Genomic DNA, 26,314 nt, shown 5'->3' with positions numbered 1-26,314 from the left:
GGATCGATCAACGAGGATGGATATGTTCGAACAGCAATCTTTGAACCGGACCCGCGGCGCGCTTGGCGCCGCCGAGTTCGATGCGGGCCTGCGCAAGCATATGCTGCGGGTCTACAATTACATGGCGTCGGGTGTCCTGCTGACCGGCATCGTCGCGATGCTCGTCGCGTCGACGCCCGCCCTGTACCAGCCGATCTTCGGTACCCCGCTCAAATGGGTGGTCATGCTCGCACCGCTCGCCTTCGTCTTTCTCTTCTCCTTCCGGATCGAGAAGATGTCGGCATCGACGGCTCAGACCCTTTTCTGGGTATTCTCGGGGCTGATGGGCCTCTCGCTTGCCTCGGTGTTGCTCGTGTTCACCGGTGCCAGCATCGCGCAGACCTTCTTCGTCACCGCGGTGATGTTCCTGTCGATGAGCCTCTATGGCTACACGACCGGGCGCGACCTCTCGAAGATGGGCAGTTTCCTGATCATGGGCCTGATCGGCGTCGTGCTCGCGAGCCTCGTCAACCTGTTCCTGCAGTCGAGCGCGCTGCAGCTGGTCGTTTCGGTGATCGGCGTGATCGTTTTCACCGGCCTCACGGCATGGGACACGCAGAACATCAAGTCGCAATATGCCGAGCATTACGGCCATGAAGCGAACAGCAAGCTCGCCGTCTTCGGCGCGCTTTCACTGTACCTGAACTTCGTGAACCTCTTCCAGATGCTCCTCAATCTGATGGGACAGCGCGAGGAGTAACCGGCTTCGCTTCGGGCGTTCGTCAAATAGAAAGGGGCCGGAGCCGCGATGCGGTTCCGGCCCCTTCTCTTTTTCGCCGAAGCGTCAGGCGACGCGCTTGAGCTCGCTATGCGCGCCGCGAACCTTGAGGATCACGACGACATCGGCGTCGCCGCGGTTGCGCCAGAACCAGCCATGATTGCCGTCGAACGCGGCCGTGACCGTGCCCTGGTCCTTGGCGAGGCCGCGCTTCTTCTCATAGCTGATCGAGTTTCCGCCGCCGTCGCCGTGAAGATCGGAGTTCACGACGCCGCCGGCGACCGTCCAGACGAAGTCGGTCTTCTGGCCCTTCTTCATGACCAGCTTCACCTCGGCGCCTTCACCCGGTTTCAGGGTGATGCGCGTTTCGTCCTCGCGGCTGGCGGCGGCGCCGGGAACCCCCGGAGCTTCGGCCGCATCGGCCGATGCCTCTGCTTCGGGCGCGGCTGCGGCGTCAGCCGGCTCGGGGAGGGTGGCCCCAGCCGCCGCGGCTTCGATCGCCGCCGAGCGATCGGCGGCGCGGTCGGCGTCGGCCTCCGCCGCGAGCTGGACCTTGATCTCGCCTTGTTCGGTGAAGCCGAGCGCCTTGCCGATGCCGGTCGGGTCGATGGCATATTCGGCAGGGAGCACGACGGTGACGAGCAGCGCGCCCGCGGTGACGATGGCGATGACGGTCGAACGGATCAGCTGCGCCGTCGAGGGAAGTTCCGCCTTGGACGGAATATTGGCATTATACATGGAGATTATCCTTCAATCAGGAGACGGCGTAGCCAGCGATCTGGTAGCCCATGAGAACGAAGCCCGCGGTCATCATCACGACATTCGCGGTGTAGGCGTGCTTCCAGAAGCTCGCCGAACGGCGCCAGAAGCCCATCACGATCAGGATGGCGCCAAGCGCCAGCAACTGTCCGATTTCCACGCCCACGTTGAAGGCGAGGAGATTCGGCAGCAGCCCGTCCGGCGAGATGTCATATTCGATGATCTTCGTTGCGAGACCGAAGCCGTGACAAAAGCCGAAGATCAGCGTCGCGGCCTTGGTGTTCGGCTGGAAGCCGAACCAGCGCTGATAGGCGCCCATATTGTCGAGCGCCTTGTAGACGATCGAGAAGCCGATGATCGCATCGATGATATAGCTGTTGATCCCGAAGTCGAAAAAGACCCCAAGTAGCATCGTCGTCGAGTGGCCGATCGCGAACAGACTGACGTACAGCGCGATATGCTTCATCCGGTAGAGGAAGAAGATGATGCCGAAGAGGAAGAGGATATGGTCGTATCCCGTCACCATATGTTTGGCGCCGAGATAGAGAAACGCGAGGATATTCACCCCGCTGATCTCCTGGATATAGCCCTTGTCGCCCTCGGCAACGGCATGCGCCATCGCTTCGCCGGTGGCGGCGAAGAGGCTGAGCGCGAGAAACGTGAATAATAGCAAGAGCCGTCCGCGCGCGGTTGTCCCGCGCGACGGCTCGGTGAAAGCCTGAATCATAAAATATCCTGTCTTGGTGAAGCGGCCGCCTTCGAAGGCGGCATAAGGTCACGCGTCGGACAGGAGGTCGGGTGGGCGGTCGAGGCGGCCGCCGCGGCGGCCGTCCATCGCCGAATGGCCGGCCGCGCTCCACAGGGCGCGCGGATGGTCGGCGGCGAGTTTGAAAGTCGCGAGTTCGAGCGGCGGATCGTGATTGTGGTCGCCGGGATTATGCCCGTGCAGATGGCCCGCGGTCCGCTCGCTGTCCTCGTCGCTGTCGTGCGAATGGCCGCCGGGGCCATGCTCGGTGTCGAGGACGAGATGCCGTTCGGCTTCCGCCGCCAGCAGCGTCGCCGGACTGTGGCGCACGATGTTGAGTGTCGCCGAAAGCAGCAGCGCGAAGGCGGTCAGGCCCAGCAGCAGCCGGTGCAAGCCAAAGCTTCGCGATGCGGACGACGAGGAGACCATGACGAGCCGTCTATCCCCGAACTATAAATATTTCGAGATGGCGCGAAACTCGGCCATCGCTTCGGCTCCGGCGGAGGTCTCGCCGCCGATGCAATGTTCGACATGATCCTCGATCAGCGTGCGCTTCGCGCTCGCGACCGCGCGTTCGACCGCCCGCAGCTGGAGCGCGATTTCAGAGCAGGGTTTGCCTGCTTCGATCATGCCGACGATGCTGCTGAGATGTCCCGCCGCGCGGTTGAGGCGCTTGATGATCGCCGGATGCGTGCTGTGGACGTGCGGATGGGAGTGTGAATGGTCGTGCGGCTCTGACATGGGTTCAGTTTCCCCGCGCCGCGCGGCGATGTCCAGCCGCAATCTCGCGGCTCGGTCGCCAGGAAAGTCGGGATGCGGCCGACAGGGTGGTTGACGAATTCATCATGGCGCCCCTATAGGCGCATATCCCCCCGGGGGGATAGTGGAAAATTGGAATCATGCTCGCCGTTCTCGCCAACCGCACGTACCGGCACCTGCTCTTTGCGCAGATCATCGCCCTGGTCGGGACCGGGTTGGCGACGATTGCGCTCGGGCTGCTGGCCTATGACATCGCGGGCGGAAACGCAGGCGAAGTCCTCGGAACGGCGCTTGCGATCAAGATGATCGCCTATGTCGGCATCGCGCCGATCGCTGGCGCCTTCGCCGACCGGGTTCCGCGCCGCGCGCTGCTCGTGACGCTTGATCTGGTGCGCGCGGGCGTCGCGATTTGCCTGCCGTTCGTGACCGAGATCAGGCAAATCTATTGCCTGATCTTCGTGCTTCAGTCGGCATCGGCCGCCTTCACGCCGACCTTCCAGGCGACGATCCCCGACGTGCTGCCCGACGAGCGCGACTATACGCGCGCGCTGTCGCTCTCACGCCTCGCCTACGACATGGAAAATATCACGAGCCCGCTGCTCGCGGCGGCTTTGCTGACAGTGATCAACTTCCACTGGCTGTTTTCGGGAACCGCGGTCGGCTTCCTTGCTTCGGCGCTCCTTGTCCTTTCGGTCACGCTGCCGCGCCCCGAAGCCTCGGCGAAGCGCGATGCGGGCATCTACGACAAGACGACGCGCGGCATCCGCATCTATTTGAAGACGCCGCGCCTTCGTGGCTTGCTCGCGATCACGCTTTCGGCTGCCGCCGCAAGTTCGATGGTCATCGTCAACACGGTGGTCCTCGTTCGCGACACGCTCGGTCTCTCGCAGCAGGATGTGGCGCTCACCATGGCGGCCTATGGCCTCGGCTCGATGGCCGCGGCCTTCGCCCTGCCCGCGATCCTCGACCGGATGCCCGACCGCCCCGTCATGCTCGGCGCCGCGGCGATGCTCTCGGTCGGGCTTGGCGTGATGGCGTGGATCAGCGCGTCGGTCCCGGCGGGGCCGGCCTTCTGGTATCTGCTGCTCGGCGGTTGGCTCATCCTCGGCGTCGCCTATTCGATGAGCCTGACGCCCTCCGGCCGCTTGCTCAAGCGCTCGGCCAATGCCGATGACCGTCCGGCTCTGTTCGCTGCGCAATTTGCCCTCAGTCATGTCTGCTGGCTGATCTGCTATCCGCTTGTCGGCAAGCTCGGTGCCAGCGTCTCGATGACCGCGGCCTTTGCCGCGATGAGCGCGATCGCCTTCGTCGGCACGCTCGCCGCCGTCCTGCTTTGGCCGTCGCGCGATCCCGATCTGGTGCCGCACGAGCATCCCGAGCTTGGCGGCGACCATGAGCATGTCCGCTCGCAGCACGCGTCGGGCGCAACGTCGCATGCTTATGTGATCGACGATCTGCACCCCGAATGGACGAAACCCGGATGAGGGGCGTGACCCTCACGCCGGCGGCCTCGCTGCGCCACGCGCCATGGGTGCGCGGCCGTTCTGTGCGCCCGTCGCTGCGCTTCGTGCTGTTCGGCGCGCTGCTCGCCATGCTTGCGCTTACCAACATCGTCGGCATGAGCGGCTGGCACGGTGCGCTTGTCGGACATGACGATCGGGTGGTGATGACCGATATCATCGAGCATGACGACGATGAGCCGTCGATGCCCGACGTCGACCTCCACAAGACGACCCACGCCGTCATGCACGGCATGACCGACGCCGATCCGGGCATCGCGCCCGTCGGACCGATGCTGTTCGCGGCGATCATCTGGTCGCTGCCAATGGATATGAGCCGGCGCGGGATCGCGCCCGAAGGCCTTTTGCGACCGCCTAGAATCTGATGCCTCGCGCGCCTTCTGGCGCGCCGCCTTGCATCAATTCTAGGAGTTTTTCCCATGACCGATCCGTTCGGCCGGCGACGCGTGCGAAACGCGTTGCTGGGCCTGCTCGGCGCCGCTGGCACATTGGCCAGCGCTGCCGCCATGGCGCAAACCGCGCCGCCCTTCGCTGAGCTTTTTCGGGCGACCGAAGATGCTCCGCGTCAGGAAATCATCGAAGCGGACATCGCGCGGGCCGAAGGTCTTGCACAGCAAGCCCGCGTGCGTCCCAATCCGAGCGTCAGTGCGCTCACCGAAAATATCGGCGGCCAGAGCCCCTATAATGGCTACAACCGGTCCGAGACGACGATCCAGTTCAACCAGCCGATCGAGCTGGGGGGCAAGCGCTCTGCACGCATTGCAGCCGGCGTGGCCGGCGTCGAGGCAGCCAAGGCGCGCGGCGTCGATGGCCGGCTCGCTTACGCCTATGATCTCGCGCGCGCCTATGGTGCGGCGGAGATTGCCGATCGCCGTGTCCTACTTGCCGAGGACGAGCTCGAGGAGGCCGAAGAGGATCTCCGCGTCGCGCGGGCTCTCGTTAGGGCCGGGAAGGAAGCGCGGCTGCGTAGCCTCCAGGCCGAGACCGAGACCAATTCGCTTCGCGCGGAGCTGAGCGCGGCGGTCGCCGAAAGGGTGGCGGCTTATGCCCGGCTCTCGGCGCTCTCGGGGCAGGGGACGCAATTCACCTCGCTTGCCGAACCACTATTGAAGCGTCTCGATCCCGCCCCGCGCTACGGTCCGCTCGATCCGCTCCAGACGGCGCCATATCTCGCGGCGAAAGCTGAGAGGGATGCGGCGGTGTTTCGGGTGTCGGTCGCGAAGCGGGCCGCAACGCCCGATGTGACCGTATCGGTCGGCGCGCGCCGGCTCGAAGGCGACAAGGCCAATGCGCTGCTCGTCGGCGTCAGCGTGCCGCTGCCGCTCTTCGACCGCAACCGCGGCAATATCGCTGCGGCGCAGGCCGATTTGCGCGGCGCCGATGCCCGCGTCGAGGCGGCGCGGCTCGAGGCCGCGTCGAATATCGAAGCGGCCATGACGCTGAACGAAGCGGCGAACGTCCGCGTCACTGCGGCACAGCAGACGCTTGCGACCGCCGAGGAAGGCTACCGCCTCGCGCGCATCGCTTACGAGAGCGGCAAGGCGCCGCTGATCGAGCTGCTCGCGGCGCGGCACGGCCTCGGCCTCGCGCGCGGCGTCGTTCTCGACGCCGAAGCGGCGCGGCTCGATGCGCGCGCCGCCCTTGCCCGACTCCAGGGCACCACCATCACGGGGGAAATCATCCAATGACCGAGAAGAACCGCCTTTATGCGGGTGCGGCTGTCGCGCTCGCTATCGCCGCTACGCTCGGCTTCGGCGTTGCGCGCATGACGCAGCCCGATGCCGCGCCGATCGAAGCTGTCGCCGAGAAGAGCGCTGCCGCCAGCAACGATATCGCCATCACGCCGGAGGGGATCGAATCCTCGCAGATCAAGGTCGCCGCCGCGGCAGGGGGCGAGCTCGATGCCGCCATCCCGGCTTCGGCGACGGTCGAGGCGACGCCCGACGCCGAAGCGGTGCTCACCGCGCGCGCCGGCGGAACCGTCACGCGCATCTTCAAACGCATCGGCGATCCGGTCCGCGCTGGCGAGACGATTGCGCTGGTCGAAAGCCGCGATGCCTCGGCGATTGTTGCCGATCGCAGCGCGGCCGCGGCCCGCGTCCAGCTCGCCCAGCGCCAGCTCGAACGCGAACGCACGCTGATGAACCAGGGTGTCTCGCCCCGCGCCGATTATGAAACGGCGCAGGCCAATCTCGCGGTCGCGCAGGCCGATGCGCAGCGCGCCGCGGCCGCCGCTGGCGCCACCAAGGTGGCGTCCGATGGCCGGTCGGTGTCGGTGGTCAGCCCGGTATCGGGCCGGATCACCGCGGCGCCGGCGAGCCTTGGCCAGTTTGTCGCTGCCGAAACCGAGCTGTTCCGGGTCGCCGATGGCAGCCGGCTCCAGATCACCGCCAGCCTGCCGCCGACCGACGCCGCGCGCGTTCGTGCCGGCGACCGGGTCGAGCTGACCACCGCCGACGGCATGGTGATCGAAGGCCGGGTGCGCTCCGAAACCGGTGTCGTCGATCCGACGACACGCGCCGCGACGGTGGTCGTGACGCCCACCGGCGGCGTGTCGCAGATGGTTCCGGGCCAGCTCATCCAGGCGCGGATCTTCGCCAGCGGCGGCGCGGTCAGCGACGGCGTGATGGTGCCGCAGGATGCCGTCCAGACCATCGGTGACCGCACCGTCGTCTTCATCCGCACCAAGACGGGCTTCCGCGCCCAGACGGTGCGCGTCGGCAGCCGCAGCGGCGGGATGGTGGCGATCGCGTCGGGGCTGAAAGCCGGAACGCCGATCGCGACCGTCAACGCCTTCCTGCTGAAGGCCGAACTCGAGAAGGAGTCGGCGGAATGATCAGCCGCATATTGAGCTTATCGGTCAGGTGGCGATGGGCCGTCGTCGCCCTGACCCTGCTCGTCGTCGCGATCGGGGGCTGGCAAATCACCAAGCTGCCGATCGATGCCGTGCCGGATGTGACCAACCGGCAGGTCCAGATCAACACCTTCAACCCGACGCTCGGTCCCGTCGACATGGAAAAGCAGGTCACGTTCCAGATTGAGACTGCGCTTGCCGGTGTGCCGGGCCTCACCATGACCCGTTCGCTGACTCGCAATGGCTTCAGCCAGGTAACGGCGGTCTTCACCGACGACACCGACATCTTCTTCGCGCGCCAGCAGGTCACCGAACGGCTGGCGCAGGCGAAGGACAGCCTGCCGGCCGGCGTCCAGCCCAATCTGGCGCCGCTCAGCACCGGACTTGGCGAGATCTTCTTCTACTCGGTCGCTTTCCGTCATCCCGACGGCAAGGGCGTGAAGATCGTCGACGGCAAGCCCGGCTGGCAGTCGGACGGAGCCTATCTCACCCCCGAGGGTGAACGGCTGACGACCGACCTCGCCAAGGCGGCCTATCTCAGGACGGTCCAGGATTGGGTGATCCGTCCGCAGATGCGCACCGTGGAGGGCGTCGCCGGCGTCGACTCGAACGGCGGCTATGTGAAGCAATATCTCGTCCAGCCGAACCTCAACGCGCTGGCGACCTATGGCCTCTCGGTCACCGAACTCGCCGACGCGCTCGAACGGGCCAACCTCTCGGCGGGGTCCAACTATGTCCGGCGGGCGGGCGAGAGCTTTCTCGTGCGCGCCGACGCGCGGCTGAAATCGATCGCCGAGATCGAGGAAGCCGTCGTCGCGACGCGGGGCGGGGCGCCGGTTCGCGTCAAGGATGTCGGCGAGGTCGTGATCGGCGGCGCGGTGCGCACCGGCTCGGGCAGCCGCATGGGCTCGGAAGCGGTCATCTCGACCGTGCTGATGCTCATCGGCAGCAACAGCCGCATCGTCGCCAACAGCGCGGCGGACAAGCTCACCGAGATCAACAAGAATCTGCCGCCCGACGTGTTCGCCGAGCCGGTCTACAACCGCTCGAAGCTCGTCAATGCGACGATCGCGACGGTCGAAAAGAACCTTGTCGAGGGTGCGCTGCTCGTCATCGCGATCCTGTTCATGCTGCTCGGAAATATCCGTGCCGCGCTCATCACCGCGGCGGTCATCCCGATCACCATGTTGATGACCGCGACCGGCATGAACCGGCTCGGGGTCTCGGGCAATCTGATGAGCCTCGGCGCATTGGACTTCGGTCTGATCGTCGATGGCGCGGTCATCATCGTCGAAAATGCCCTGCGGCGGCTTGCCGAGCGGCAGGAGCATGAAGGGCGCCTGCTCAGCCGCGCCGAACGTATGGAGGAAACCACAATCGCTGCCCAGGAAATGATCCGTCCGACCGTCTATGGTCAGGCGATCATCTTCCTCGTCTTCGTGCCCCTGCTCACCTTCCAGGGTGTCGAGGGCAAAACCTTCTCGCCGATGGCTGTCACCTTGATGGTGGCGCTCGCTTCGGCCTTCGTCCTCTCGCTCACCTTCATCCCCGCGATGATCGCGATCTTCGTGAAGGGCAAGGTCAGCGAGACCGAGGTCAAGCCGATCCGCTGGTTCAAAGAAAAATATGCGCCGCTGCTCGACAAGGCGGTCGCGCGTCCCCTGCCTTTCGTGGCGTCGGGGGCGGGGGTCTTCCTCGCCGCCGTCTTCGCTTTCGGTTTCCTCGGTCAGGAGTTCATGCCGCAGCTCGACGAGAAAGACATCACGGTCACCAACTTCCGCGTGCCCTCGGCGTCGATCGACCAGTCGACGCAGATGCAGCTTCGCATCGAGGACGCGCTGAAGACATTGCCCGAGGTGGCGCTGGTCTTCTCGAAGAATGGCAATGCCGACCTCGGTACGGATCCCATGCCGCCCAATGCCTCGGACACCTATGTAATCCCGAAGCCAGAAAGCGAGTGGCCCGAAGGCGTCAACAGCAAGGAGGATATCCTGAAGCGGATCGAGGCGCGGATGAAACCGCTGATCGGGAACCGCACGGAAATCCAGCAGCCGATCCAGATGCGCTTCAACGAGCTGATCGCCGGCGTTCGCGCCGACGTCGCGGTCAAGCTCTATGGGGACGATCTCGACGCGATGAGCGCCGAGGCCACCCGCATCGCCTCCGTCCTCCGGAAGATACCGGGGGCGGGCGATGTGAGCGCCGAGCAGACGTCGGGGGCACCGACCTTCGACGTCAAGATCGACCGGCTCGCGGCGGCTCGTTACGGGCTGTCGGTCGAGGAGGTCGCCAACACCGTCGCGGCCGCACTCGGCGGGCGCGAGGCGGGGCTGCTCTTCGAGGGCGATCGCCGCTTCTCGGTCGTGGTCCGTCTCCCCGATGCCCAGCGCGACGATCTTGAAACGCTCGGCTCGATCCCGGTCATGTTGCCGGCAGGAGAGGGGCAGATCGCGAGCTCGGTGCCGCTGCGCGAAGTGGCGCGGTTCAGCTATACGCAGGGCCTCAACCAGATCAGCCGCGAAAATGGCAAGCGGATGGTCGTCGTCCAGGTCAACGTCCGCGGACGCGACCTTGGCGGTTTCGTGGCCGAAGCGCAGGAGAAGATCGGCGAGCTCAAGCTGCCGGCCGGCATGTACACCGACTGGGGCGGCACGTTCGAAAGCCTGCAATCGGCACGCCTCCGGCTGCTGATCGTGGTCCCGATCTGCTTCCTCGCCATCTACGGCCTGCTCTACATGGCGCTCGGCGGCCTCCGGCCGGCGGGGATCGTGTTCAGCGCGGTGCCGATGGCGCTGGCGGGCGGGGTGTTCGCGCTCCTCCTTCGCGGCATTCCCTTCTCGATCACCGCTGCGGTGGGCTTCATCGCCCTCTCCGGCGTCGCCGTGCTGAACGGGCTCGTGATGATGAGCGCGATCCGCCAGCGGCGCGAGAATGGCATGAGCGATGACGAGGCGATCGTCGGCGGCGCGATGGAGCGCGTCCGGCCGGTGCTGATGACCGCGCTCGTCGCAAGCCTCGGCTTCGTGCCGATGGCGCTCGCGACGGGCACCGGCGCGGAGGTCCAGAGACCGCTCGCGACCGTGGTCATCGGCGGGCTGATCACCTGTACGGTGCTCACCTTGCTCGTCCTGCCGGCGATCACGGCGTGGATGTACCGCCGCGACACCCGTCCCCGCCCGCAGCACGATCCGGTGCCGCTCGCGCCCGCGACCTGACCGACGAGTCCGGCGGCGCGTGACGCCGCCGGACCTGCCTTTCGTACAGATATGGAGAGACAGATCATGACAAAGCTACAATATGCGCAATTGCGCATCTTCACCGACGAACTGGCACCCAGCGGCGACGTGCCGCTCTGGGAAGACATCCTCGACCATGCGAAATCGCACGGTCTTCTCGGCTTTACGATCGTCCGTGGTTGGGTAGGTTACGGTCCGCGCAAGCTCAATCACGAGCTGCATCTGCCCGATCCCAAATATCCGCTGATCATCGAGATCATCGACGAGGAGAGCCTGCTGCGCGCCTTCGCCGAAGAGATCGGGCCGAAGCACGGTATCGGCCTCGTGACGCTGGGACCGGTCGAAGTGCTGCACGGCATGCGGCGGGCCGAGGGCTGACGGGCCTGCCGGTCTTTTCGGGAGAGGAACATGCTTACGGTCACCAACGAATCCCTGCTGAAGGAGCCTCCGGCACGGGTCTGGACTGCGCTGACCCGCTTCGCCGACTATTCTCGCTGGCATCCCTTTGTGCGGCTCAGCGGCGAGGCTCGGGCCGGCGAGGAAATTCGGGTTCGTTTCATCGGACAAGACGGGAAGCAGATCTTGCGGCCGATGGCGGCGCATATTCTCGTGGCCGAGATGCATTTGCAGCTCGGCATCCGCTTCGGGTTCGGCCGGCTCATATCGTTCGATGAGTGCTATGAACTGGTTCCGCAACCCGCCGGAACTTTCCTCATCCACAGCCTGACCTGCCGCGGCTTTCTGTCGCCGTTCGTACCGAGCCGGGTGCTGCGCGGAAACTTCACGAAGTTTCTCGAGGCGAGTGATCGCAACCTGGCACAGCATCTGTCGGTGGAGCGCCGTGGCGGCGTTCATCCGCCGCAGGCCCGGCGCCCGCGAACGCGGCGCTGAACTTCGAGCTTTGGCGGGGACGTCCCTGGGCCCCGTCACGCCGCGGGCGCAACATCCCCCCGTGCCCGCGGCGACAAATAATGGACGGGCCGCCGATCTCGGCGACCGGACTGAGCAATTCAAGAAGGATTTCGCGATGTTCGCGCCAGAACGGAAATTATCGCTATCCCGGGCCGTCTTCGGCGTTCCGGTCTTCGCCCTGTTTCTGCTGGGTGGCTGCTCGCAGGGGCCGGAGGAAGAGACCTATCGTGACATCAACCGCAAGTCCGAGGTCGTCCGGCGCATCTATGCCTGTCCCGATGACCTGCGCCTGTCCGCCGAATTCTCCGATGGCGGCACGCGCGCGCGCATTCTCTATCGCGACCGGGCGCACGAGATGTCGGCCCCGGCCCCTCAGCTGACCTTCGTGGGCGACAATATCAATGTGCTTTTCAACGAGGATTGGGCAAGTATCGAGGAAGTAGGGCAGCCGGCGCGCCGCTGCCGGCGCCTTTGATCTGCCCCGCTCTGAGCGTTGCGTCTCGATGGGGCGACCATCGAGGTGCACGGCCTGTCCAATAGTCTTGTCCCGCCGACCGCTTCCCAATTGCCGCTCTTCCTCATGCGTCGGCCGGCGACAGCCTGCCGATCATCGTACATCGCGGCCATCCCGGGCATGCCAAAGGAAGCGAAAAGTTCGAACCTGCCCGGACATAACAATTTTATGTCCGGGCAGGTCGCTCCATGGGGTCCTGGGGACGATGCGTCAGAGCATGCGTTTGACGTCGCTATATTCGCCCTTGATGCGCAGCGTAATCGTCACTGGCCCCTCCGAACGATTGCGCCAGAACCAGCCATGCTTGCCGTCGAAGGCGGCGACGAGTTCGCCCTTGTCGCCGGTAGACTCCTTGCCCTTGCCATAGCCATGATAGGATATGCCAGGTGCGTCGGCGTGGGTGTCGAAATTGACGTGGCCGCCCTCGACCGACCAGTCGAACGACAGTTTCGCCCCGCTTGTCATCGTCGCCTTGATCTCGGTGGATTCGCCGGGGGCAAGGGTAAGCTTCATCGTGTCGGATCGCTGACTGGGGGCTGCCGGCGGTGTGGCGGTTTTGGCAACCGCTGCCACCACAGGGGCCGGTGCGGTCGTTTCGGCCGCGACCTCCTTCACGGCTTCCTCGACCGGGGGAGCGACCACGGGCGGCGCAGCGGTATCGGTGGCCGCCACCGCGGCGGGCGCCGGGACGGCCGCTTCGGCGGCGGCGTCGCGTGCAGCCTCCTCGGCAAGCTGCGCCTTGATCTCGCCCATATCGGTGAGGCCGAGCTGGCGGCCGATGCCCGTCGGGTCGATCGCATATTCGCTGGGGAGGACAACCGTGACGAGGATCGCACCGGCGGCGGCGATCGCGAGCGCGGTCGCGCGGAGGAGCTGGCCGGTCGTCGGCAGATCTTCGATTTGGGGACGCTGGGAATTGAACATGATAATTATCCTTTGGATTAGCTGATGGCGAGGCCGGCGAGCTGGTAGCCGACGAGCACGAAGCCCGCGGTCATCAGCAGCACATTGGCGGCGAAGGCGTGGCGCATGAAACTTGGCGTGCGGCGCCAATATCCCATGAGGATGAGGATGGCGCCGAGCGCGAGCAGCTGCCCGATCTCGACCCCAAGATTGAACGCAAGAAGGTTCGGGATCAGCCCCTCATTGGCGATCTCGAACTCGATGATCTTGGTCGCGAGCCCGAAGCCGTGAAAGAAACCGAAGATCAATGTCGCGGCCTTGGTATTCGGCTGGAACCCGAACCAGCGCTGATAGGCGCCGAGATTGTCGAGCGCCTTGTAGACGACCGAGAGGCCGATGATCGCGTCGATGACATAGGCGTTGGCGCTGATGCCGGTGAGCACCCCGAAGAGCATCGTGGTCGAATGGCCGATCGCGAACAATGTCACATAAAGGCCGATGTCCTTCATCCGGTAGAGGAAGAAGATGACGCCGAAGAGGAAGAGCAGATGGTCGTAACCGGTGACCATATGCTTGGCGCCGAGATAGACGAAGGGCCAGAAGAGGATGCCGCTGCTTTCCTGGATATAGCCCTTGTCGCCCTCGGCGACATTATGCGCCCAGGCTTCGGTGCCGGCCGTGAGCAGGACAAGAAGAACGAGGCTTGCGGCGAGCAGCAGCTTTCGACTGGTCGCCCCGGGTGGAGCGATCGTGCGGATAAACATAGGGAGCATCTCCTGAAAACGAAGAAAAGTAGGACGCCCGCACAGCTCGCTGCGTGCGGGGAATGGCAGTCAGGCCGGGGACGGTTCGGGCGTCGCGGCGCGCGGGGGGGTGGGGGCGCGTTCGGACCCGGAATCTGGCCCCGGACAGGCCGCGCGTTGGCAACCGGCCAAGGTGCGCGCTGGATGGGATGCATGGGACAAAGGCCCCGCTGAAAGGTGGAAAACACCCCGCGCGCCGGTAGCCGGCTCAGGCGATCAGCGAGAAACGTCTGGGCGGTCTTTCGGGGCCGACGGGTCGGAGGCCCGTGATCGATCGCTCTTTGCCAACGCCGTAAAGGTCGTCCGCGAGCAAGAGGGAGGAGGGCATAGGGGTTTCGCAAACGAGCATATTGGGGCCGGCATCGCCATGATGATGATGTCCGTCCGCCATCTCGCCGTCCGTCGGCTCGCCGGTATCCGCCCCATCGCCATGATGCGCGGATTGGTGATCGTGGTCGTCATGCACCGCATCGACCGAAAAACCGCCAAGACCATCGTGCGCATGCGAGACCATTAGCGCCGAGGAATGCTGGAGTTGGTCGGCCGCCTTGGCCGGCATCGTTGCCGCATAGAACAGCATCAATGCACCGCATATCGCAGCATGAATTCTTTCACGAGCCGAGAAGATGGTCCGGAGCACAGCCAATTCCTATCGGGCGCGCGGCGACTTGACAACGAACGTCGCGATCTTCCGGCCCCGACTGCGGCCAGGGACCGTCAGCCGCCGGTTCATGCGCGCAGCGCTCTCCTGAATGGCTGCGAAGGACGGTCTCATGCCGATACCCCCTGCCGCTGGCCTTGCGTGAGGCCCGGCAAGCCATGGTCGGGCCGCGCGCCGAACGGCGAGGCGGAATCCGGCGTCGGGGCGACATACTGACGACAGCGAGCAGGCACCTGCTTCAGAACGTCGCAACCTGCGGACGCCCGGCCTGCCCCCGGGGAGAGGGCCGGCCGAACGCCCGCATAGTCACTGCGGCTCTCCGGGGGACTGCTCCGCAGAAGCCGGACGGCGGATACAAATCCGCTTACCAATTGGGATCCATGCTCGACTGGCCCGGGAAGTGGACGACCTTGTCGCCATAGAGCGGGTCATAATAATGCCCGCCGTCCTTATAGTCGGGGTTCCATTTCTTGCTTCCGTCGCTGCCGAGCACATAGAGGAAGGGCGACATGCGCAGCCGCTCGAGGTGCCAGCGTCCTGCGGCGCCCGACGGAATGTCTTCGCCCGAACCGTAGAGCATCAGGCCGCCGTCCGCGAAAATTTCGTGGGCTGGGCTGGTCTCCTTATATTCGTGGCTGACATTCATCACCTTGTGACCGAGTTCGTGCGCGATCGTCCGCCGCTGGCGGCTCGGCGTCGACAGGTTGGTGATGGTGATGACGCCCCGAAACTGGTCGGGGAGGCTCGTGTAGTACGAATAGGTCGGGAAGGAGAGGCCGCCCGTCCGCACCATCTTGACCGTCCAGTTGCGCTTGTCCGACGGATCGAGGAAGGGCATGACCACATCCTGGAGCGCAACGAGGTAGATCGTCCGTTTGTTATTCTTGTCCGGCTCGATGATCGACCCGAAGGCGTCGCGGGCCTGGGCCGTCAGTTCGGTCGGATGCCGCTTCGATGCCTCGTAGGAGTTCACATATTCGGTGTCGGGAATGCGCGGAATCTCGTTTGCCTGGAGTGCCAGGAAACGCGGATCGATCGCGCCCGTCTTGACCCAGAGCAGATTGATCTGGACGCCCGCCGGGCGGTAGATTTCCTTCGCAGCCCGAAGCCCTTCGAGCATTTTCGGCAGGTTCAGCTTGTTGAAGGAAGGGTCGAAGTTGGACGGCATGTAGATGGCGACGTCCATCGTCAGCTTGCCGGGCACGATATCCTTGTTGAACTCGGCAAGATCGACTGACGAAACCTTCTGCCAGGCGACGGGCTTCGGCTTCGCAGGGGCGGCGGGCGCCCCTGCGGATGCCGGAATGGCCTGGTAAAGCGGCAGCGCGAGAAGCGCTGCCGCCAGGGCGAATTTACGGTACATGGGCGGTCCCCCGGTTCAATATTTGATGTTCTTCAGCACCGTGTCGAAGTTGGGGTTGACGCTGCGCGCGAAAACGATCGCAGGGTGATTGGGCGCCAGCGCATTGTAATAGAATGCCGTGCCTTCCTTGCGCTCTTTGTCGACCGCCGCCTGCATCGACAGGATGCCCTTGTTGAAGGTCTCATAGCCGTCGTTGGGCGCCTTGCCCTTGACGACCAGGAGCAGCGCGCCTTCGCCGAATGGGGCTTCCCATCCCGTCGGCATCTGGTCGCCGAAGCGGAAGAGCGAGCCGGCTTCCATGACCTGGCGCTTGCCTTCGCTGGCGAGCACCCACTTGCCGCGCACCGTATAGATAATGCTGCCTGTCGGGTGGGGATGCTCGGCGAGGAACATGCCCGGCTTGAGCTCGATGAAGAAGGCGCGGTTCTGCTCGGCGAACAGGAGCGGCCCGAACAGGCCTTCGTGCGTCAGGAGCGCCGAGGGCGAGGCGACCGCCTTTTCGATGTCGGGGATAATCTCGATGTTCGTCGCGAACTGGACATATTCGGGCGAAATCGATGTGGCGGGGACCGTTTTCTTCGGAAGGACAGGGGCATTTGCTTGCGCATGATTATCGTTTTCGTCGTGCGAATGATCACCATGATGGGCCTGTGCGAACGCGGTTGCCGGCAGCAGCGCGGCGGCCAGAATAATGGCAAGCTTCATCGTCGTCTTCCTTTCAGTTCAGTTGCAGTCGAAATCCTCACAATCGGTAATCGGTCGATGATGGCGGGCGCCAGCCAGCGGTCCGGCTTTCGCCAGCGGACGGGATAGGCAGATGCCGCCTGAGGAGCGGAGGGCGAAGGCATGAAGGCCCGGCAATTCGGCGTGGCAGATCATCATTCGCGCCCCCTGTTGGTCCGAGTCATCGCCCGGATATGACACTACATGTCTATACAAGCAGAAGGCTGTCAATAGGCAAATCGCTTCCTCCATGCGGCGACGGCGTCAAATATGCATAAACGTATATACAGGTATTGACGTTTGCGCGAATCATGTCACAAAAACGCTGCACATGGCCGGGCGCCGCCGAGGCTCTCCGGCCGCAACTACAAATGAAAAGGTGCGCAGGAGCGAGACAGTCCTATCGAGCCGCAACAAGGGGGCCATTATGAAACCGTCGAATTTCATCAATCTTTTCGCTGGCACGGCTATGCTGAGCCTTATGAGCACGACGGCGTTCGCGCAGTCAGCCGAAGAGAGCGCTAGCGCGCCGAAAGATGGTGGCGATATCATCGTCACCGGCAGCCGCATCCCCCGCGCGAACGTCGCCGCCGCCAACCCGATCTCGGTCGTTGGCGCCGAGGAAATCGAGAACACCGGCGCGGTTAACCTCGACTCCATTCTTCAGCGCCTTCCCGCTTCGGCCGGTTTCGCCGGGAACCAGGGCAATGCCTACTGGACCGGCCGGGGTTGGGGCACGTCGCAGGTCAACCTTCGCGGGCTCGGGATCAATCGCACCCTGACCCTTCTCAATGGCCGCCGGCTCGTTTCGGGCGGCACGGGCGCGAACACGTCGCCCGACCTCAACATGATCCCGACGCAGGCGCTCGAAAGGGTCGACGTGCTCAAGGATGGCGCATCGGCCATCTACGGGACCGATGCGGTCGCAGGCGTCGTCAATCTCATCACCAAGCGCAATTTCGAAGGACTCGGACTCGCGGCCCGGCAGGGGATTACCGAGCGCGGAGACGGGCGTAGCACGACGATCGACCTGTCGCTCGGGCTCCGCAACGATCGCGGCGGGATATCCTTCTACGCGACCTTCCAGGACACCTCGCCGATCAACATGGCGAGCCGGGCGCCCTGCGGGCTCGGCGAAGTGGGCGGCGCGCTCGTTTGCGTGGACAGCGCATCGACGGCGGGCGGACGCGCGGCGCTGCCCGACGGTAGCCAGATCAACTTCAACAATGATCCGAACGGCAACGGAAATTTCTACGAGCCCTATGTGGCGTCGAAGCATAACTTCAACGGCAATCCCTATATCAACGCGGTGAGCCCGATCCAGAGGATCAGCACGGCGATGTTCGCCGACTATGAAATCAGCGACGACATCGATTTCTTCGCTGAATTTCTCTACACGCACCGCGAGTCGAAGCAGATTGCGACGCCAGGCACCATCCGCAACCTAGCGGTCTCGGCTGCGAATCCGACCAATCCCACCGGCCAGAACATCACGCTCATCCAGCGCCGTCTTGCCGAAGCGGGGCCCCGCGTCGCCTTCCAGGATACCAATACGCTCCAGGCGACGGCAGGGTTCAAGGGCGGCATCGCCGGCGACTGGCGCTATGAAGTGTCGGCCGGCTACGGCCGCAACACCGGCATCGACGGTTTCACGAATATCGCAAACCTCGAGCGGGTGCGCAATTCGCTGAACCCCGCCGTTTGCAGCTTCGCGACGGGCGCGGCGATCCCGTGCGGCGACTATCTCGGCGCCAATCTCACGCCCGAGGTGCTCAAATATATCCTCTTCACGTCGCGCGACACTGGCGGCAATGAATTGCTGACGGCGAGCGCCGATGTTCACGGCTCGCTGTTCGAATTGCCCGGCGGGCCGCTCGGAATCGCCGCCGGCGTCACCTACCGGCAGGACAAGGGCTGGCGCGATCCCGATCCGCTGACCGTGCTTGGCATTGCCAACACCAACCAGCAGGATCCCATTTCCGGCAAGCTCGTCAGCCGCGAGGCCTATCTGGAAGTCTCGGCTCCCATTCTGGCCGACCTTCCGTTCATCGAGGAGCTGACGCTCAACGGCGCAGTTCGCTACTCCAAATATGACCTGTTCGGCGGAAGCTGGAACTACAAGTTCGGCGGCGACTGGCTCTTCGGCGCAGGTCTGCGCATTCGCGGCACCTACGGCACGGCCTTCCGCGCGCCGACCGTGCCGGAGCTCTTCGCCGGCGTCGTCCAGGGCAACCTCACGACCACCGACCCGTGCAGCAATTATTCGACCAGCAGCAATGCGGTGCTCGTCGCCAATTGCCGCGCAGCCGGCGTCCCGGCTGGCTATGTCCAGCTTGGCAACTCGATCCTCACCAACACCGGTGGCAATCGGAACCTGAAGCCCGAAACCGCGAAGACGCTGACAGCCGGTGTCGTTTACGAGCCGACCTTCGCGCCGGGCCTGACGCTCACCGCAGACTATTATGACATCAAGATCCGCGGCGGAATCCGGTCGCTCGCGGGCTCGACCAAGCTCGCGCTCTGCTATAACACGCCGGGCCTCGGCCTGTCTTTCTGCGGGCCTTCGGATATCGCGCGCAGCACGGTCACCGGCGAGGTTTCGCTCTTGTCGTCGCAACTGATCAATGTCGGCCGTGAGGATATGCGCGGTATCGACTTCGGCGCGCTTTACGCGGGCCGGATCGGGTCGCTCGATGCATCGCTCAATATGAATATCACCTATCTCGATAAATATGAGATCACGCCTTATGAAAGCGCTCCGCCGATCATCTACGATGGTCGTATTGGCGGCGGCAACGGAGGCTTTCCGCATTGGCGCGGCTATGGTGTCTTGAGCCTCGGCAAGGGAGGCTTCACCGGCACCTATTCGGTCCAGTGGACGGGCAAGGCGCAGGACTTCAACGCCGCTCCGGCCAACATCGGCTACAAGACCAAGGATATTCTCTACAATAATCTTCAGCTGGCCTATGAATTCGACAACGAAGCGCGGATCGCATTCGGTGTCGATAATCTGTTCGACACAAAGGCGCCGTACATTCGCAGCTATACCGACGGTAATACCGATACGATGACATATGATCTGTCGTATCGGCGCTACTATGTAAGCATGAGCTACAAGTTCAAATGATCCTGTGAACACGTCGCATTTCTTTCGACCCGGTTTGCAGATATGCAGGCCGGGCCTTTCTTCTCTGAGGCCGGAAACCTTGTGCCCTATTGCCGCCCCGCGGCCAGCCACTATCTATGGTGCAGGGAGAGCATCACGCTATGAACATGACGTTTGATCTGAAACCGCGCGCCTCAATGCGAGATGGCAGGCCGGGCCTTGGGGCCGATCCGCTCTATGCGGTGATTAAACAGTCGGTGACTGAAGGAATACAGAGTGGGGCGCTCAAGCCCGGCGACCGGCTTCCCTCGGAAGCCGAACTCGTCGACCGGTTCGGTGTCTCGAGAATGACTGCCAACCGCGCATTGCGCGAGTTGCAGAAGGAAGGCGTGATCATTCGCCACGCGGGCGTCGGATCCTTCATCGCCGAGCAACAGCCGATCGGCCACATGATCGAGATCCGCAATATCGCCGACGAAATCCGTGGGCGCGGTCATGAATATCACGCCGAGGTGGTCGAGAATGCAGCGCTCAAGAGCGATGCCGATTCGGCGCCGCTTCTGGGCGTAGCGATCGGAACCTCGGTCTTTCATTCGATCATCGTTCATTATGAGGCTGGCGAGCCGCTCCAGCTCGAAGACCGCTATGTTTTGGCCGCGATCGCGCCCGGCTACTGCAATCTGGACTTCTCCGAACATACGCCCAACGAATATCTGACGCAGGTCGCACCGATCGAACGCTTCGAGCATCGGGTACGTTCGGTCATGCCTGAGCCGCGTGTTCGCAAGCTCCTTCATATGCGCGCGGGAGAGCCCGCGCTCGTCATGACACGCCGAACCTGGAGCCAGGGAAGAGTCGCTTCCTTTGCGACGCTGACGCATCCGGGGAACCGCTTCGAGCTTACCGCCGCCTTGTAGGACGTATTTCCAGATCCGCTGCTTGCGACGGCGGCCTGCATTTCCTTGACGAGTTCGGTCTTGGGTTTGCGCGGATCGGGCCAGTCCTTGCGGTCCTTCCGCTTGCCGGTCACGACATCCGGGCCACGATATGATTCCGGATGTAGCTTTCTCGCGGATATCTTTTTATTTGCCGTGCGACAAGCGAAGCGTTCACGGTCCGGCATCGGTTCGCTCGCCTTGGTCGCGGCTCCCCGGCATTTGCCGATTCCTGCCCCAAACTGGATTGCGCGGATCGCCTGCCGGACAAGTGCAGGCATGTTGTCGAACACGGCTTTGGACTGCTCCGCCCGCAACCATTGCAAGCAGAGCGATCACATCGCCGAGAAGGCGGGCGGCAAGGGTATGCGGCGTCAGTTGGCCCGTTCGAGTTCCATCTCGACAGCCTGGTGCCATCTCTGCATTGGCTTTTCCGGGACCGGCATACAGGAGAGCGAGCCGACCTGGACGCTCCTCAATGCAGAATCTGGCTAAGAAAGGCTCTCGTGCGCTCGTGCTCCGGATCGGCAAAGAATTTCTCTGGCGTCGCGGACTCCAGAATACGGCCCTCGTCCATGAAGATGATTCGATCCGCCGCCTGACGGGCGAATCCCATTTCATGGGTCACCACGAGCATGGTCATTCCATCCTCGGCGAGGCCCAGCATCACGTCCAGAACTTCCTTGACCATTTCGGGATCGAGCGCGGAAGTGGGCTCGTCGAACAACATGATGCTCGGTTCCATGCACAGGGCGCGTGCGATCGCAACGCGTTGCTGCTGGCCACCGGAAAGCTGGCCCGGCTTCTTGTGGGCCTGATCGGGTATACGAACGCGCTCCAGCAGCGCCATCGCCTTTTCGTCGGCCTCTCTCTTGGAAAGCTTTCTGACCCATATCGGTGCCAATGTGCAATTCTCGAGAATGGTCAGATGGGGGAAAAGGTTGAAGCTCTGAAAGACCATCCCGACTTCCCGGCGGATGGCTTCAAGCTGCTTGGGTTCGGAGCCCACCTTGCGCCCGTTGACCAAAATGTCCCCGGCTTCATGCCGTTCGAGCTGGTTGATGCAACGGATCAGCGTTGATTTGCCAGATCCCGACGGGCCGCAGATCACGATCCGTTCGCCGCGTGCAACCTCGAGATTCACCGAACGGAGAGCCTGAAAGGCTCCAAAATGCTTTTCCACATTCGACAGGGTGACGACGGGAACCTGATTGGACTCATTCATTTTGTGGGGACTTTCGTTCGTCGCTCGAGCCGGTCAGCAAAGCGGCTGAATCCGAAACAGAGCAGGAAATAGATCAGCGTGATGAACAGATAGGTTTCGATCGACGGCGAACTCCACGCCGGATCGGCGAGGGCGGCCTTGCCCGAACTGATCAGGTCGAACAGGCCAACGACCAGCACGAGACTCGTATTTTTGATCATCACGATGACGGTATTGGTCAGCGCCGGAATCACGACGACGATCGCCTGGGGCAGGATGATTTTGAGATGCAGCTGCCAATAGGGGAGCCCGAGCGCTTCGCCCGCTTCATATTGCCCCCTCGGGATAGCCTGCAGGCCGCCTCTGACCACTTCGGCGAGATAAGCCGATGCAAAGAGGTATAGCGCAATGAGCGCCCGAAAGAATTTGTCCGGGAGAATTTCTTCGGGGAGCAGCAGAGGAAGCATGATCGATGCGATGAAGAGAATGCTCAACAGGGGGAGCGCGCGCGTCGTCTCGATGAACAAGGTCGCTAGTAGCCTTATAACCGGCAGGGTCGATCGCCGCGCAAGCGCGAGAAGGACGCCGGTCGGGAAGCCGAGGCCGATCGCGACGACAGTGAGGATGAGGGTCACGGGCAAACCGCCCCAGAGATCCGATCCGACGGGAACCAGGCCCGCGCCTCCAGCCATCAACCACCACGAGAGGCCCAGGGCGGCGAACCACGCAATGGCTAGCCGGGGTTGCCAGGCGCGAGGCCTCACCGAAAAGACCAGCAGGCCGAGAAGGATGACGCAAACGACAAGCGGACGCCACCGCTGTGCATCGGGATAGATGCCGAACAGAATCTGGCTGTGCTTGGCGACGATGAAGCTCCAGCATGCGCCGGAAACGGCCCGGCAACTTTCCGGCACCGCCGGAAAAAGCGCGGCGTCGGTGATCGCCCAGCGAACGAGCGGAGGCAGTATCACGACCATCGATGCCGCGAGCAACAGTGTGATGAGAGCGTTGCCGGGAGACCCGACCAGACGCCGCGCGAGGGATGGCGTTCCGGCCATCGTTACGATGCGTGCCCTGGCCATCATCGTTCCGCCACCTGTACGAGACGATTGACCCGGCTCATCAGCGCTGACAGCGACAGGTTGATCAGCAGATAGGTCGCGATGATGATCAGCGTCCCCTCGATCGCATGGCTCGTCTTGTTGATCATCGTTCCCATCACCACCATGAAGTCGGCGTAGCCGATAGCAATGACCAGCGTGCTGTTCTTGACGATGTTGATATACTGGCTCGTCATTGGCGGAATGATCACGCGCAACATTTGCGGAATGACCACCAGCCGGAGTGTGCGCCACCGCGAGAGTCCAATCGAATATCCCGCTTCCCACTGGCCTCGGGGAACGGAGAGAAGCCCCGTGCGGATGATTTCCGCGACAAAACCGGTGGTGTAAAATGTCAGGCCGACAATCAGGGAAAAGAACTCCGGCGACACCACGATCCCGCCGCTGATGTCCGGACCGTTCGCAACGGGCAGATCCGCTTTGATATCCTGCCATGTGAACAGTACCAGCGCCAGGAAGATGCTACCAAGCGCAAGCGAAACGAATTTCAGCCAGGGAGGCCTCCGCCCGGTTCGCTGCTGGGCCCGCGTTACGGCCCGGTTCGTCCAAAGGAGCAGTGCGATAGCCGCCGCGGCACCGAGTGCCATCGACAGAGCGGATCCCGGATGTGAAAACCAGGGGAGCGCGAACCCGCGCTGCGAAACGAGGATATGCGGCATTAATGTTACCGCGTCGACGATGGGAAGCACCTTACCGATCGCGCTGTAGAGGAAGAGCAGGATCAGGATCGGCGGAGAATTGCGCGCGACTTCGACCCATGCCTTCGACAGGCCGGCGGCAAGCGGGTTGTCACTGATCCTGGCGATGCCGAGAAACAGGCCAAGGATCGTCGAGTAGAGCGAGACGAGACCCGCGACCACCAGCGTGTTGCCGATACCGACGAGAATAGCCCACAGATTGCTGTCGTCAGGCGAATAGGGAAGCGAGGTCTCGGAAAGGCTGAATCCTGCCCGATCACCAAGAAATTCCGTTCCCGCCTCGATTCCGCGCTCGGCGAGATTATTCGACGCGGTCGCAACGATGAGCGTCGCGAAACCGAATACCGCCAGCAGCGACAATGTCTGATAGGCGAGGTCGCGCCGACGCCGCGTCCAAAAGACGCTGCTCGCCCTTTCCACTGCGGTCACGCTCCTCACTCCCAAGGCAAGGGAAACATGAGGCCGCCGTCCGAGTACAGCTTGTTCAAGCGGCGGTCGGCCTTGATCGGCGTGTCGGCACCAAGATTCCGGTCCCAGATTTCCTGATAATTTCCGACCTGTTTGATGACGTTATAGGCCCATTTGGGATCGAGTCCCATGGCTCGGCCGAAACTGGGGTCGCCGCCAAGTATCCTTTTGGTGAGTTCGTCGCCGTTGCGTGCCATTTCGTCGACATTGGCCTGGGTGATACCGTTTTTCTCTGCCCAGATCAGGGCGTTGACGGTCCATCGGGCAACGTCGAACAGCTTGTCGTCGCCGCGCCGGATCGCAACGCCATTCGGCTCGATCGCGTCGCCGGTGTACATGGTGTTGTGATCCGCGGGATTTTTCGCGACGGTTGCGATCTGGCTCTGCGCCGCAAGACCATCGGTGACATAAGCGTCGCAGCGACCCGCGAAATAGGTGTCACGGGCGGTAATGGTGGAATCGAAATAGACCCGCTTCATCTGGAACTTGTATTTTTCTTCCAGCTCATTGAGCGCACCTTCGACCAGACTTCCGCCGCCTTGCATGCAAACCGTCCGCCCGGCCAGTTTCCCGGGTTCGTCGATGCCATCGGCCTTGCGGGTGATGATTACGTCGCCATCGTAGAGGGTTGTCGACACGAACCGGATCGTCATGTCGCGAGTGAAAGTCAGTGTCGACGTACGCGACAGCACATCGATTTCGCCGGTCTGCACCGCAGGCAGCCGCTGGGCGGCATTTAGCGGAACGAAGCGAACCTTTTTGGAATCGCCGAGGATCGCCGCCGCTATGGCCCGGCAGATATCGCTGTCGAAACCGCGCCAGACGCCTTTTTCGTCCGGCCGGGAGAGCCCGGGGACACCCTGGCTGCCGCTGCAATAGAGTTCGTTTCTGGCCTTGATCTTGTCGACGAGGCTCGTGCGCTTTTCTTTGCCCGAACAGCCGGCAAGCGCCAGGGCTGCGGCCGAGACGATAAGAAGGTTTTTCGAGATCATATTCATTGTGCGGCCCCATTTTTTTGTGATGGCGAAGAGGTGGGCAGTTTGCTGTCTGCCGCGATCATATCCAGTGCCGGCAACAGCGACGCGAGGAGGTCCTCGACGTTTTCGAGACCGATGCTCAGCCGTACGAGCGGTCCGTCATGAGGGGTGGCCGTTGCGGTCCGTAGCGGTGGGCGATCCAGCACGGCAACGATGCTCTTGGTCCCGCCCCAACTCGCCCCGATGGCAAACTGATCCATGGATTCGATTGCCGCCGCGAGCACATTGGCTGCCACGGGCTTCAGAAAGAGCGTGATCAGTCCGGTGGAGCCACAAAAGTCACGCTTCCAATATTCGTGTCCGGGATTTGTTGCGAGCGCCGGATGGCGGACTTCTTCTATGGCGGGGTGGCCGGCGATCGCATCGAGAACTCGCAATGTCGTCAATTCGGTGCGATCCAGTCGAACGGCCATCGTCTCCATGCCGCGAAGCACGAGGCTCGCGTCGTCCGCGGACACCCCCATTCCCATGAAGCGGGCATAATCCTTCAACCGCCGGAATAGCTGTTCGTCATCGACTGCGATCGAACCCATAACGACGTCGGAATGTCCCGAGACATATTTCGACACGGCACAAATCGAGACATCGACGCCGAGCGCCAACGGTTTGCAGCGAAGTGGCGTTGCATAGGTGTTGTCGGCTGCCACCTTGATACCGCGATCCCGGCAGGCATTGGCGATTGCCGGAACATCTTGAACCTCCAGCGTCATGGAGCCGGGAGACTCAACCCAGACCAGGCCGATATCGGGTTTGAGCATCGAACCGATCGCCGCTCCAGCCATGGGATCATAGTAGGTCGACTTGATTCCCATTCCGCCGAGGAAGCGCTCGGCGAAAGGACGCACCGTATCATAAGCGGTATCCGGAAACAGCACGCGCCGCCCCGCGGCGGTGCAGGCGAGCGTGGTAACGACGATTGCTGCGAATCCCGACGGTAGCACCATGGCGCGGGTCGCATCCTCAATCGCCGCGATTGCATTTTCGAGCGTGCGCGAGGTGGGCGTACCATAGAGGCCGTAGGAATATCCGTCATACATCGCAGCACGGCGATTTTGATAATCCTCGACGCTTTCGAATGCGATCGTCGATGCGCGGTGAACGGGGACGACCAGGCTTGCGAAGGAACCTTCCGCCGGAGGAGGTCTGAGACATTTCGTATCGTCGTGCATGCGAGAATTACTCCTTGGCCACAAGGCTAAGCGGTAGGAATTCTTCGTTCAAATCGAAGTATGGCGC

Annotated in this window: 25 protein-coding genes; 11 read left to right on the top strand and 14 right to left on the bottom strand. The window is 63.1% G+C overall.

The window, feature by feature from the left end:
- Positions 1-22 precede the first annotated feature (22 nt).
- Positions 23-739: a Bax inhibitor-1/YccA family protein gene (locus ABS88_RS01685; protein WP_286748830.1), complete on the top strand. Its 717-nt coding sequence runs from the start codon at positions 23-25 to the stop codon at positions 737-739.
- 84 nt (positions 740-823) lie between these two features.
- Here the strand turns inward: ABS88_RS01685 and ABS88_RS01680 are convergent, their stop codons facing one another.
- From ABS88_RS01680 to ABS88_RS01665, 4 genes are read right to left on the bottom strand one after another with little or no spacing between them, the layout of a single operon-like run.
- Positions 824-1,495, bottom strand: coding sequence for a transmembrane anchor protein (locus ABS88_RS01680; protein ID WP_286748829.1), 672 nt, complete (start codon positions 1,493-1,495; stop codon positions 824-826).
- 16 nt (positions 1,496-1,511) lie between these two features.
- On the bottom strand, positions 1,512-2,243 hold the full coding sequence (locus ABS88_RS01675; RefSeq protein WP_502686129.1) for a HupE/UreJ family protein: 732 nt from the start codon (positions 2,241-2,243) through the stop codon (positions 1,512-1,514).
- 48 nt (positions 2,244-2,291) lie between these two features.
- Entirely contained in the window at positions 2,292-2,654 is a 363-nt protein-coding gene (locus ABS88_RS01670) for a hypothetical protein (protein WP_286748827.1), read from the bottom strand.
- Positions 2,655-2,711: 57 nt separating this feature from the next.
- Positions 2,712-3,002, bottom strand: a complete 291-nt coding sequence (locus ABS88_RS01665; protein ID WP_286748824.1) for a metal-sensing transcriptional repressor — start codon at positions 3,000-3,002, stop codon at positions 2,712-2,714.
- 158 nt (positions 3,003-3,160) lie between these two features.
- Here ABS88_RS01665 and ABS88_RS01660 point away from each other — a divergent pair, with 158 nt between their 5' ends.
- From ABS88_RS01660 to ABS88_RS01625, 8 genes are all read left to right on the top strand, one after another.
- A complete protein-coding gene (locus tag ABS88_RS01660; RefSeq protein ID WP_286748823.1) occupies positions 3,161-4,504 on the top strand; it encodes an MFS transporter in 1,344 nt (447 codons plus the stop codon).
- A gap of 5 nt (positions 4,505-4,509) precedes the next feature.
- Positions 4,510-4,905 carry a hypothetical protein gene (locus ABS88_RS01655; RefSeq protein ID WP_286748822.1) on the top strand — a complete coding sequence of 132 codons (396 nt, stop codon included), beginning with the start codon at positions 4,510-4,512 and terminating at the stop codon, positions 4,903-4,905.
- A 54-nt stretch (positions 4,906-4,959) separates the two neighbouring features.
- On the top strand, positions 4,960-6,228 hold the full coding sequence (locus ABS88_RS01650; RefSeq protein ID WP_286748821.1) for a TolC family protein: 1,269 nt from the start codon (positions 4,960-4,962) through the stop codon (positions 6,226-6,228).
- Positions 6,225-7,376, top strand: coding sequence for an efflux RND transporter periplasmic adaptor subunit (locus ABS88_RS01645; RefSeq protein ID WP_286748818.1), 1,152 nt, complete (start codon positions 6,225-6,227; stop codon positions 7,374-7,376). The genes ABS88_RS01650 and ABS88_RS01645 overlap by 4 nt, the downstream gene beginning before the upstream one ends.
- Positions 7,373-10,609, top strand: a complete 3,237-nt coding sequence (locus tag ABS88_RS01640) for an efflux RND transporter permease subunit (protein ID WP_286748816.1) — start codon at positions 7,373-7,375, stop codon at positions 10,607-10,609. The genes ABS88_RS01645 and ABS88_RS01640 overlap by 4 nt, the downstream gene beginning before the upstream one ends.
- A gap of 66 nt (positions 10,610-10,675) precedes the next feature.
- Entirely contained in the window at positions 10,676-11,008 is a 333-nt protein-coding gene (locus tag ABS88_RS01635) for a DUF190 domain-containing protein (RefSeq protein WP_286748814.1), read from the top strand.
- A gap of 30 nt (positions 11,009-11,038) precedes the next feature.
- On the top strand, positions 11,039-11,521 hold the full coding sequence (locus ABS88_RS01630; RefSeq protein ID WP_286748812.1) for an SRPBCC family protein: 483 nt from the start codon (positions 11,039-11,041) through the stop codon (positions 11,519-11,521).
- Positions 11,472-12,017: a hypothetical protein gene (locus tag ABS88_RS01625; protein WP_286748810.1), complete on the top strand. Its 546-nt coding sequence runs from the start codon at positions 11,472-11,474 to the stop codon at positions 12,015-12,017. Before ABS88_RS01630 ends, ABS88_RS01625 begins: the two co-directional genes overlap by 50 nt.
- Positions 12,018-12,266: 249 nt before the next feature.
- Here ABS88_RS01625 and ABS88_RS01620 read toward each other — a convergent pair whose 3' ends face one another.
- The 5 genes from ABS88_RS01620 to ABS88_RS01600 form a co-directional block, all read right to left on the bottom strand.
- A complete protein-coding gene (locus ABS88_RS01620; RefSeq protein ID WP_286748808.1) occupies positions 12,267-12,980 on the bottom strand; it encodes a transmembrane anchor protein in 714 nt (237 codons plus the stop codon).
- A 17-nt stretch (positions 12,981-12,997) separates the two neighbouring features.
- Positions 12,998-13,723, bottom strand: coding sequence for a HupE/UreJ family protein (locus tag ABS88_RS01615; RefSeq protein WP_286748806.1), 726 nt, complete (start codon positions 13,721-13,723; stop codon positions 12,998-13,000).
- Between the two features lie 247 nt (positions 13,724-13,970).
- Positions 13,971-14,402, bottom strand: a complete 432-nt coding sequence (locus ABS88_RS01610; protein WP_286748804.1) for a hypothetical protein — start codon at positions 14,400-14,402, stop codon at positions 13,971-13,973.
- Positions 14,403-14,787: 385 nt separating this feature from the next.
- Positions 14,788-15,786 carry an ImmA/IrrE family metallo-endopeptidase gene (locus ABS88_RS01605; RefSeq protein ID WP_286748803.1) on the bottom strand — a complete coding sequence of 333 codons (999 nt, stop codon included), beginning with the start codon at positions 15,784-15,786 and terminating at the stop codon, positions 14,788-14,790.
- Positions 15,787-15,801: 15 nt separating this feature from the next.
- The gene (locus tag ABS88_RS01600; RefSeq protein ID WP_286748801.1) at positions 15,802-16,491 is read right to left on the bottom strand and encodes a cupin domain-containing protein; all 690 of its coding nucleotides are present in this window, start codon (positions 16,489-16,491) and stop codon (positions 15,802-15,804) included.
- A gap of 445 nt (positions 16,492-16,936) precedes the next feature.
- Between ABS88_RS01600 and ABS88_RS01595 the strand changes: the two genes are divergently transcribed.
- Both ABS88_RS01595 and hutC read left to right on the top strand, forming a co-directional pair.
- On the top strand, positions 16,937-19,636 hold the full coding sequence (locus ABS88_RS01595) for a TonB-dependent receptor (protein WP_286748799.1): 2,700 nt from the start codon (positions 16,937-16,939) through the stop codon (positions 19,634-19,636).
- 140 nt (positions 19,637-19,776) lie between these two features.
- Positions 19,777-20,532: a histidine utilization transcriptional repressor HutC gene (hutC, locus tag ABS88_RS01590; RefSeq protein WP_286748797.1), complete on the top strand. Its 756-nt coding sequence runs from the start codon at positions 19,777-19,779 to the stop codon at positions 20,530-20,532.
- Positions 20,533-21,025: 493 nt separating this feature from the next.
- Here the strand turns inward: hutC and ABS88_RS01585 are convergent, their stop codons facing one another.
- From ABS88_RS01585 to ABS88_RS01565, 5 genes are read right to left on the bottom strand one after another with little or no spacing between them, the layout of a single operon-like run.
- Complete coding sequence (locus tag ABS88_RS01585) at positions 21,026-21,775, bottom strand: amino acid ABC transporter ATP-binding protein (protein WP_286748795.1); 750 nt, start codon at positions 21,773-21,775, stop codon at positions 21,026-21,028.
- The gene (locus ABS88_RS01580) at positions 21,772-22,839 is read right to left on the bottom strand and encodes an amino acid ABC transporter permease (RefSeq protein ID WP_286748793.1); all 1,068 of its coding nucleotides are present in this window, start codon (positions 22,837-22,839) and stop codon (positions 21,772-21,774) included. The genes ABS88_RS01585 and ABS88_RS01580 overlap by 4 nt, the downstream gene beginning before the upstream one ends.
- Complete coding sequence (locus ABS88_RS01575; RefSeq protein ID WP_286748791.1) at positions 22,836-24,002, bottom strand: amino acid ABC transporter permease; 1,167 nt, start codon at positions 24,000-24,002, stop codon at positions 22,836-22,838. Before ABS88_RS01575 ends, ABS88_RS01580 begins: the two co-directional genes overlap by 4 nt.
- A 5-nt stretch (positions 24,003-24,007) precedes the next feature.
- Positions 24,008-25,039: a transporter substrate-binding domain-containing protein gene (locus tag ABS88_RS01570; RefSeq protein WP_286748790.1), complete on the bottom strand. Its 1,032-nt coding sequence runs from the start codon at positions 25,037-25,039 to the stop codon at positions 24,008-24,010.
- Positions 25,036-26,247 (bottom strand): trans-sulfuration enzyme family protein, encoded by a 1,212-nt coding sequence (locus ABS88_RS01565; protein ID WP_286748788.1) that lies wholly within the window; start codon positions 26,245-26,247, stop codon positions 25,036-25,038. Before ABS88_RS01565 ends, ABS88_RS01570 begins: the two co-directional genes overlap by 4 nt.
- Positions 26,248-26,314 lie beyond the last annotated feature (67 nt).

The sequence above is a fragment of the Sphingopyxis sp. SCN 67-31 genome (assembly GCF_001725095.1).
Note: the sequence above shows the minus strand (reverse complement) of the source record. Positions and strands in the feature narration are given on the sequence as shown.

Bases quoted from the DNA above. Each gene is read 5' to 3' on its own strand.
- ABS88_RS01685 (WP_286748830.1), top strand. From the start codon at position 23: ATGTTCGAACAGCAATCTTTGAACCGGACCCGCGGCGCGCTTGGCGCC.
- ABS88_RS01680 (WP_286748829.1), bottom strand. From the start codon at position 1,495: ATGTATAATGCCAATATTCCGTCCAAGGCGGAACTTCCCTCGACGGCG.
- ABS88_RS01675 (WP_502686129.1), bottom strand. From the start codon at position 2,243: ATGATTCAGGCTTTCACCGAGCCGTCGCGCGGGACAACCGCGCGCGGA.
- ABS88_RS01665 (WP_286748824.1), bottom strand. From the start codon at position 3,002: ATGTCAGAGCCGCACGACCATTCACACTCCCATCCGCACGTCCACAGC.
- ABS88_RS01660 (WP_286748823.1), top strand. From the start codon at position 3,161: ATGCTCGCCGTTCTCGCCAACCGCACGTACCGGCACCTGCTCTTTGCG.
- ABS88_RS01650 (WP_286748821.1), top strand. From the start codon at position 4,960: ATGACCGATCCGTTCGGCCGGCGACGCGTGCGAAACGCGTTGCTGGGC.
- ABS88_RS01645 (WP_286748818.1), top strand. From the start codon at position 6,225: ATGACCGAGAAGAACCGCCTTTATGCGGGTGCGGCTGTCGCGCTCGCT.
- ABS88_RS01640 (WP_286748816.1), top strand. From the start codon at position 7,373: ATGATCAGCCGCATATTGAGCTTATCGGTCAGGTGGCGATGGGCCGTC.
- ABS88_RS01635 (WP_286748814.1), top strand. From the start codon at position 10,676: ATGACAAAGCTACAATATGCGCAATTGCGCATCTTCACCGACGAACTG.
- ABS88_RS01630 (WP_286748812.1), top strand. From the start codon at position 11,039: ATGCTTACGGTCACCAACGAATCCCTGCTGAAGGAGCCTCCGGCACGG.
- ABS88_RS01620 (WP_286748808.1), bottom strand. From the start codon at position 12,980: ATGTTCAATTCCCAGCGTCCCCAAATCGAAGATCTGCCGACGACCGGC.
- ABS88_RS01615 (WP_286748806.1), bottom strand. From the start codon at position 13,723: ATGTTTATCCGCACGATCGCTCCACCCGGGGCGACCAGTCGAAAGCTG.
- ABS88_RS01605 (WP_286748803.1), bottom strand. From the start codon at position 15,786: ATGTACCGTAAATTCGCCCTGGCGGCAGCGCTTCTCGCGCTGCCGCTT.
- ABS88_RS01600 (WP_286748801.1), bottom strand. From the start codon at position 16,491: ATGAAGCTTGCCATTATTCTGGCCGCCGCGCTGCTGCCGGCAACCGCG.
- ABS88_RS01595 (WP_286748799.1), top strand. From the start codon at position 16,937: ATGAAACCGTCGAATTTCATCAATCTTTTCGCTGGCACGGCTATGCTG.
- hutC (WP_286748797.1), top strand. From the start codon at position 19,777: ATGAACATGACGTTTGATCTGAAACCGCGCGCCTCAATGCGAGATGGC.
- ABS88_RS01585 (WP_286748795.1), bottom strand. From the start codon at position 21,775: ATGAATGAGTCCAATCAGGTTCCCGTCGTCACCCTGTCGAATGTGGAA.
- ABS88_RS01580 (WP_286748793.1), bottom strand. From the start codon at position 22,839: ATGATGGCCAGGGCACGCATCGTAACGATGGCCGGAACGCCATCCCTC.
- ABS88_RS01570 (WP_286748790.1), bottom strand. From the start codon at position 25,039: ATGAATATGATCTCGAAAAACCTTCTTATCGTCTCGGCCGCAGCCCTG.
- ABS88_RS01565 (WP_286748788.1), bottom strand. From the start codon at position 26,247: ATGCACGACGATACGAAATGTCTCAGACCTCCTCCGGCGGAAGGTTCC.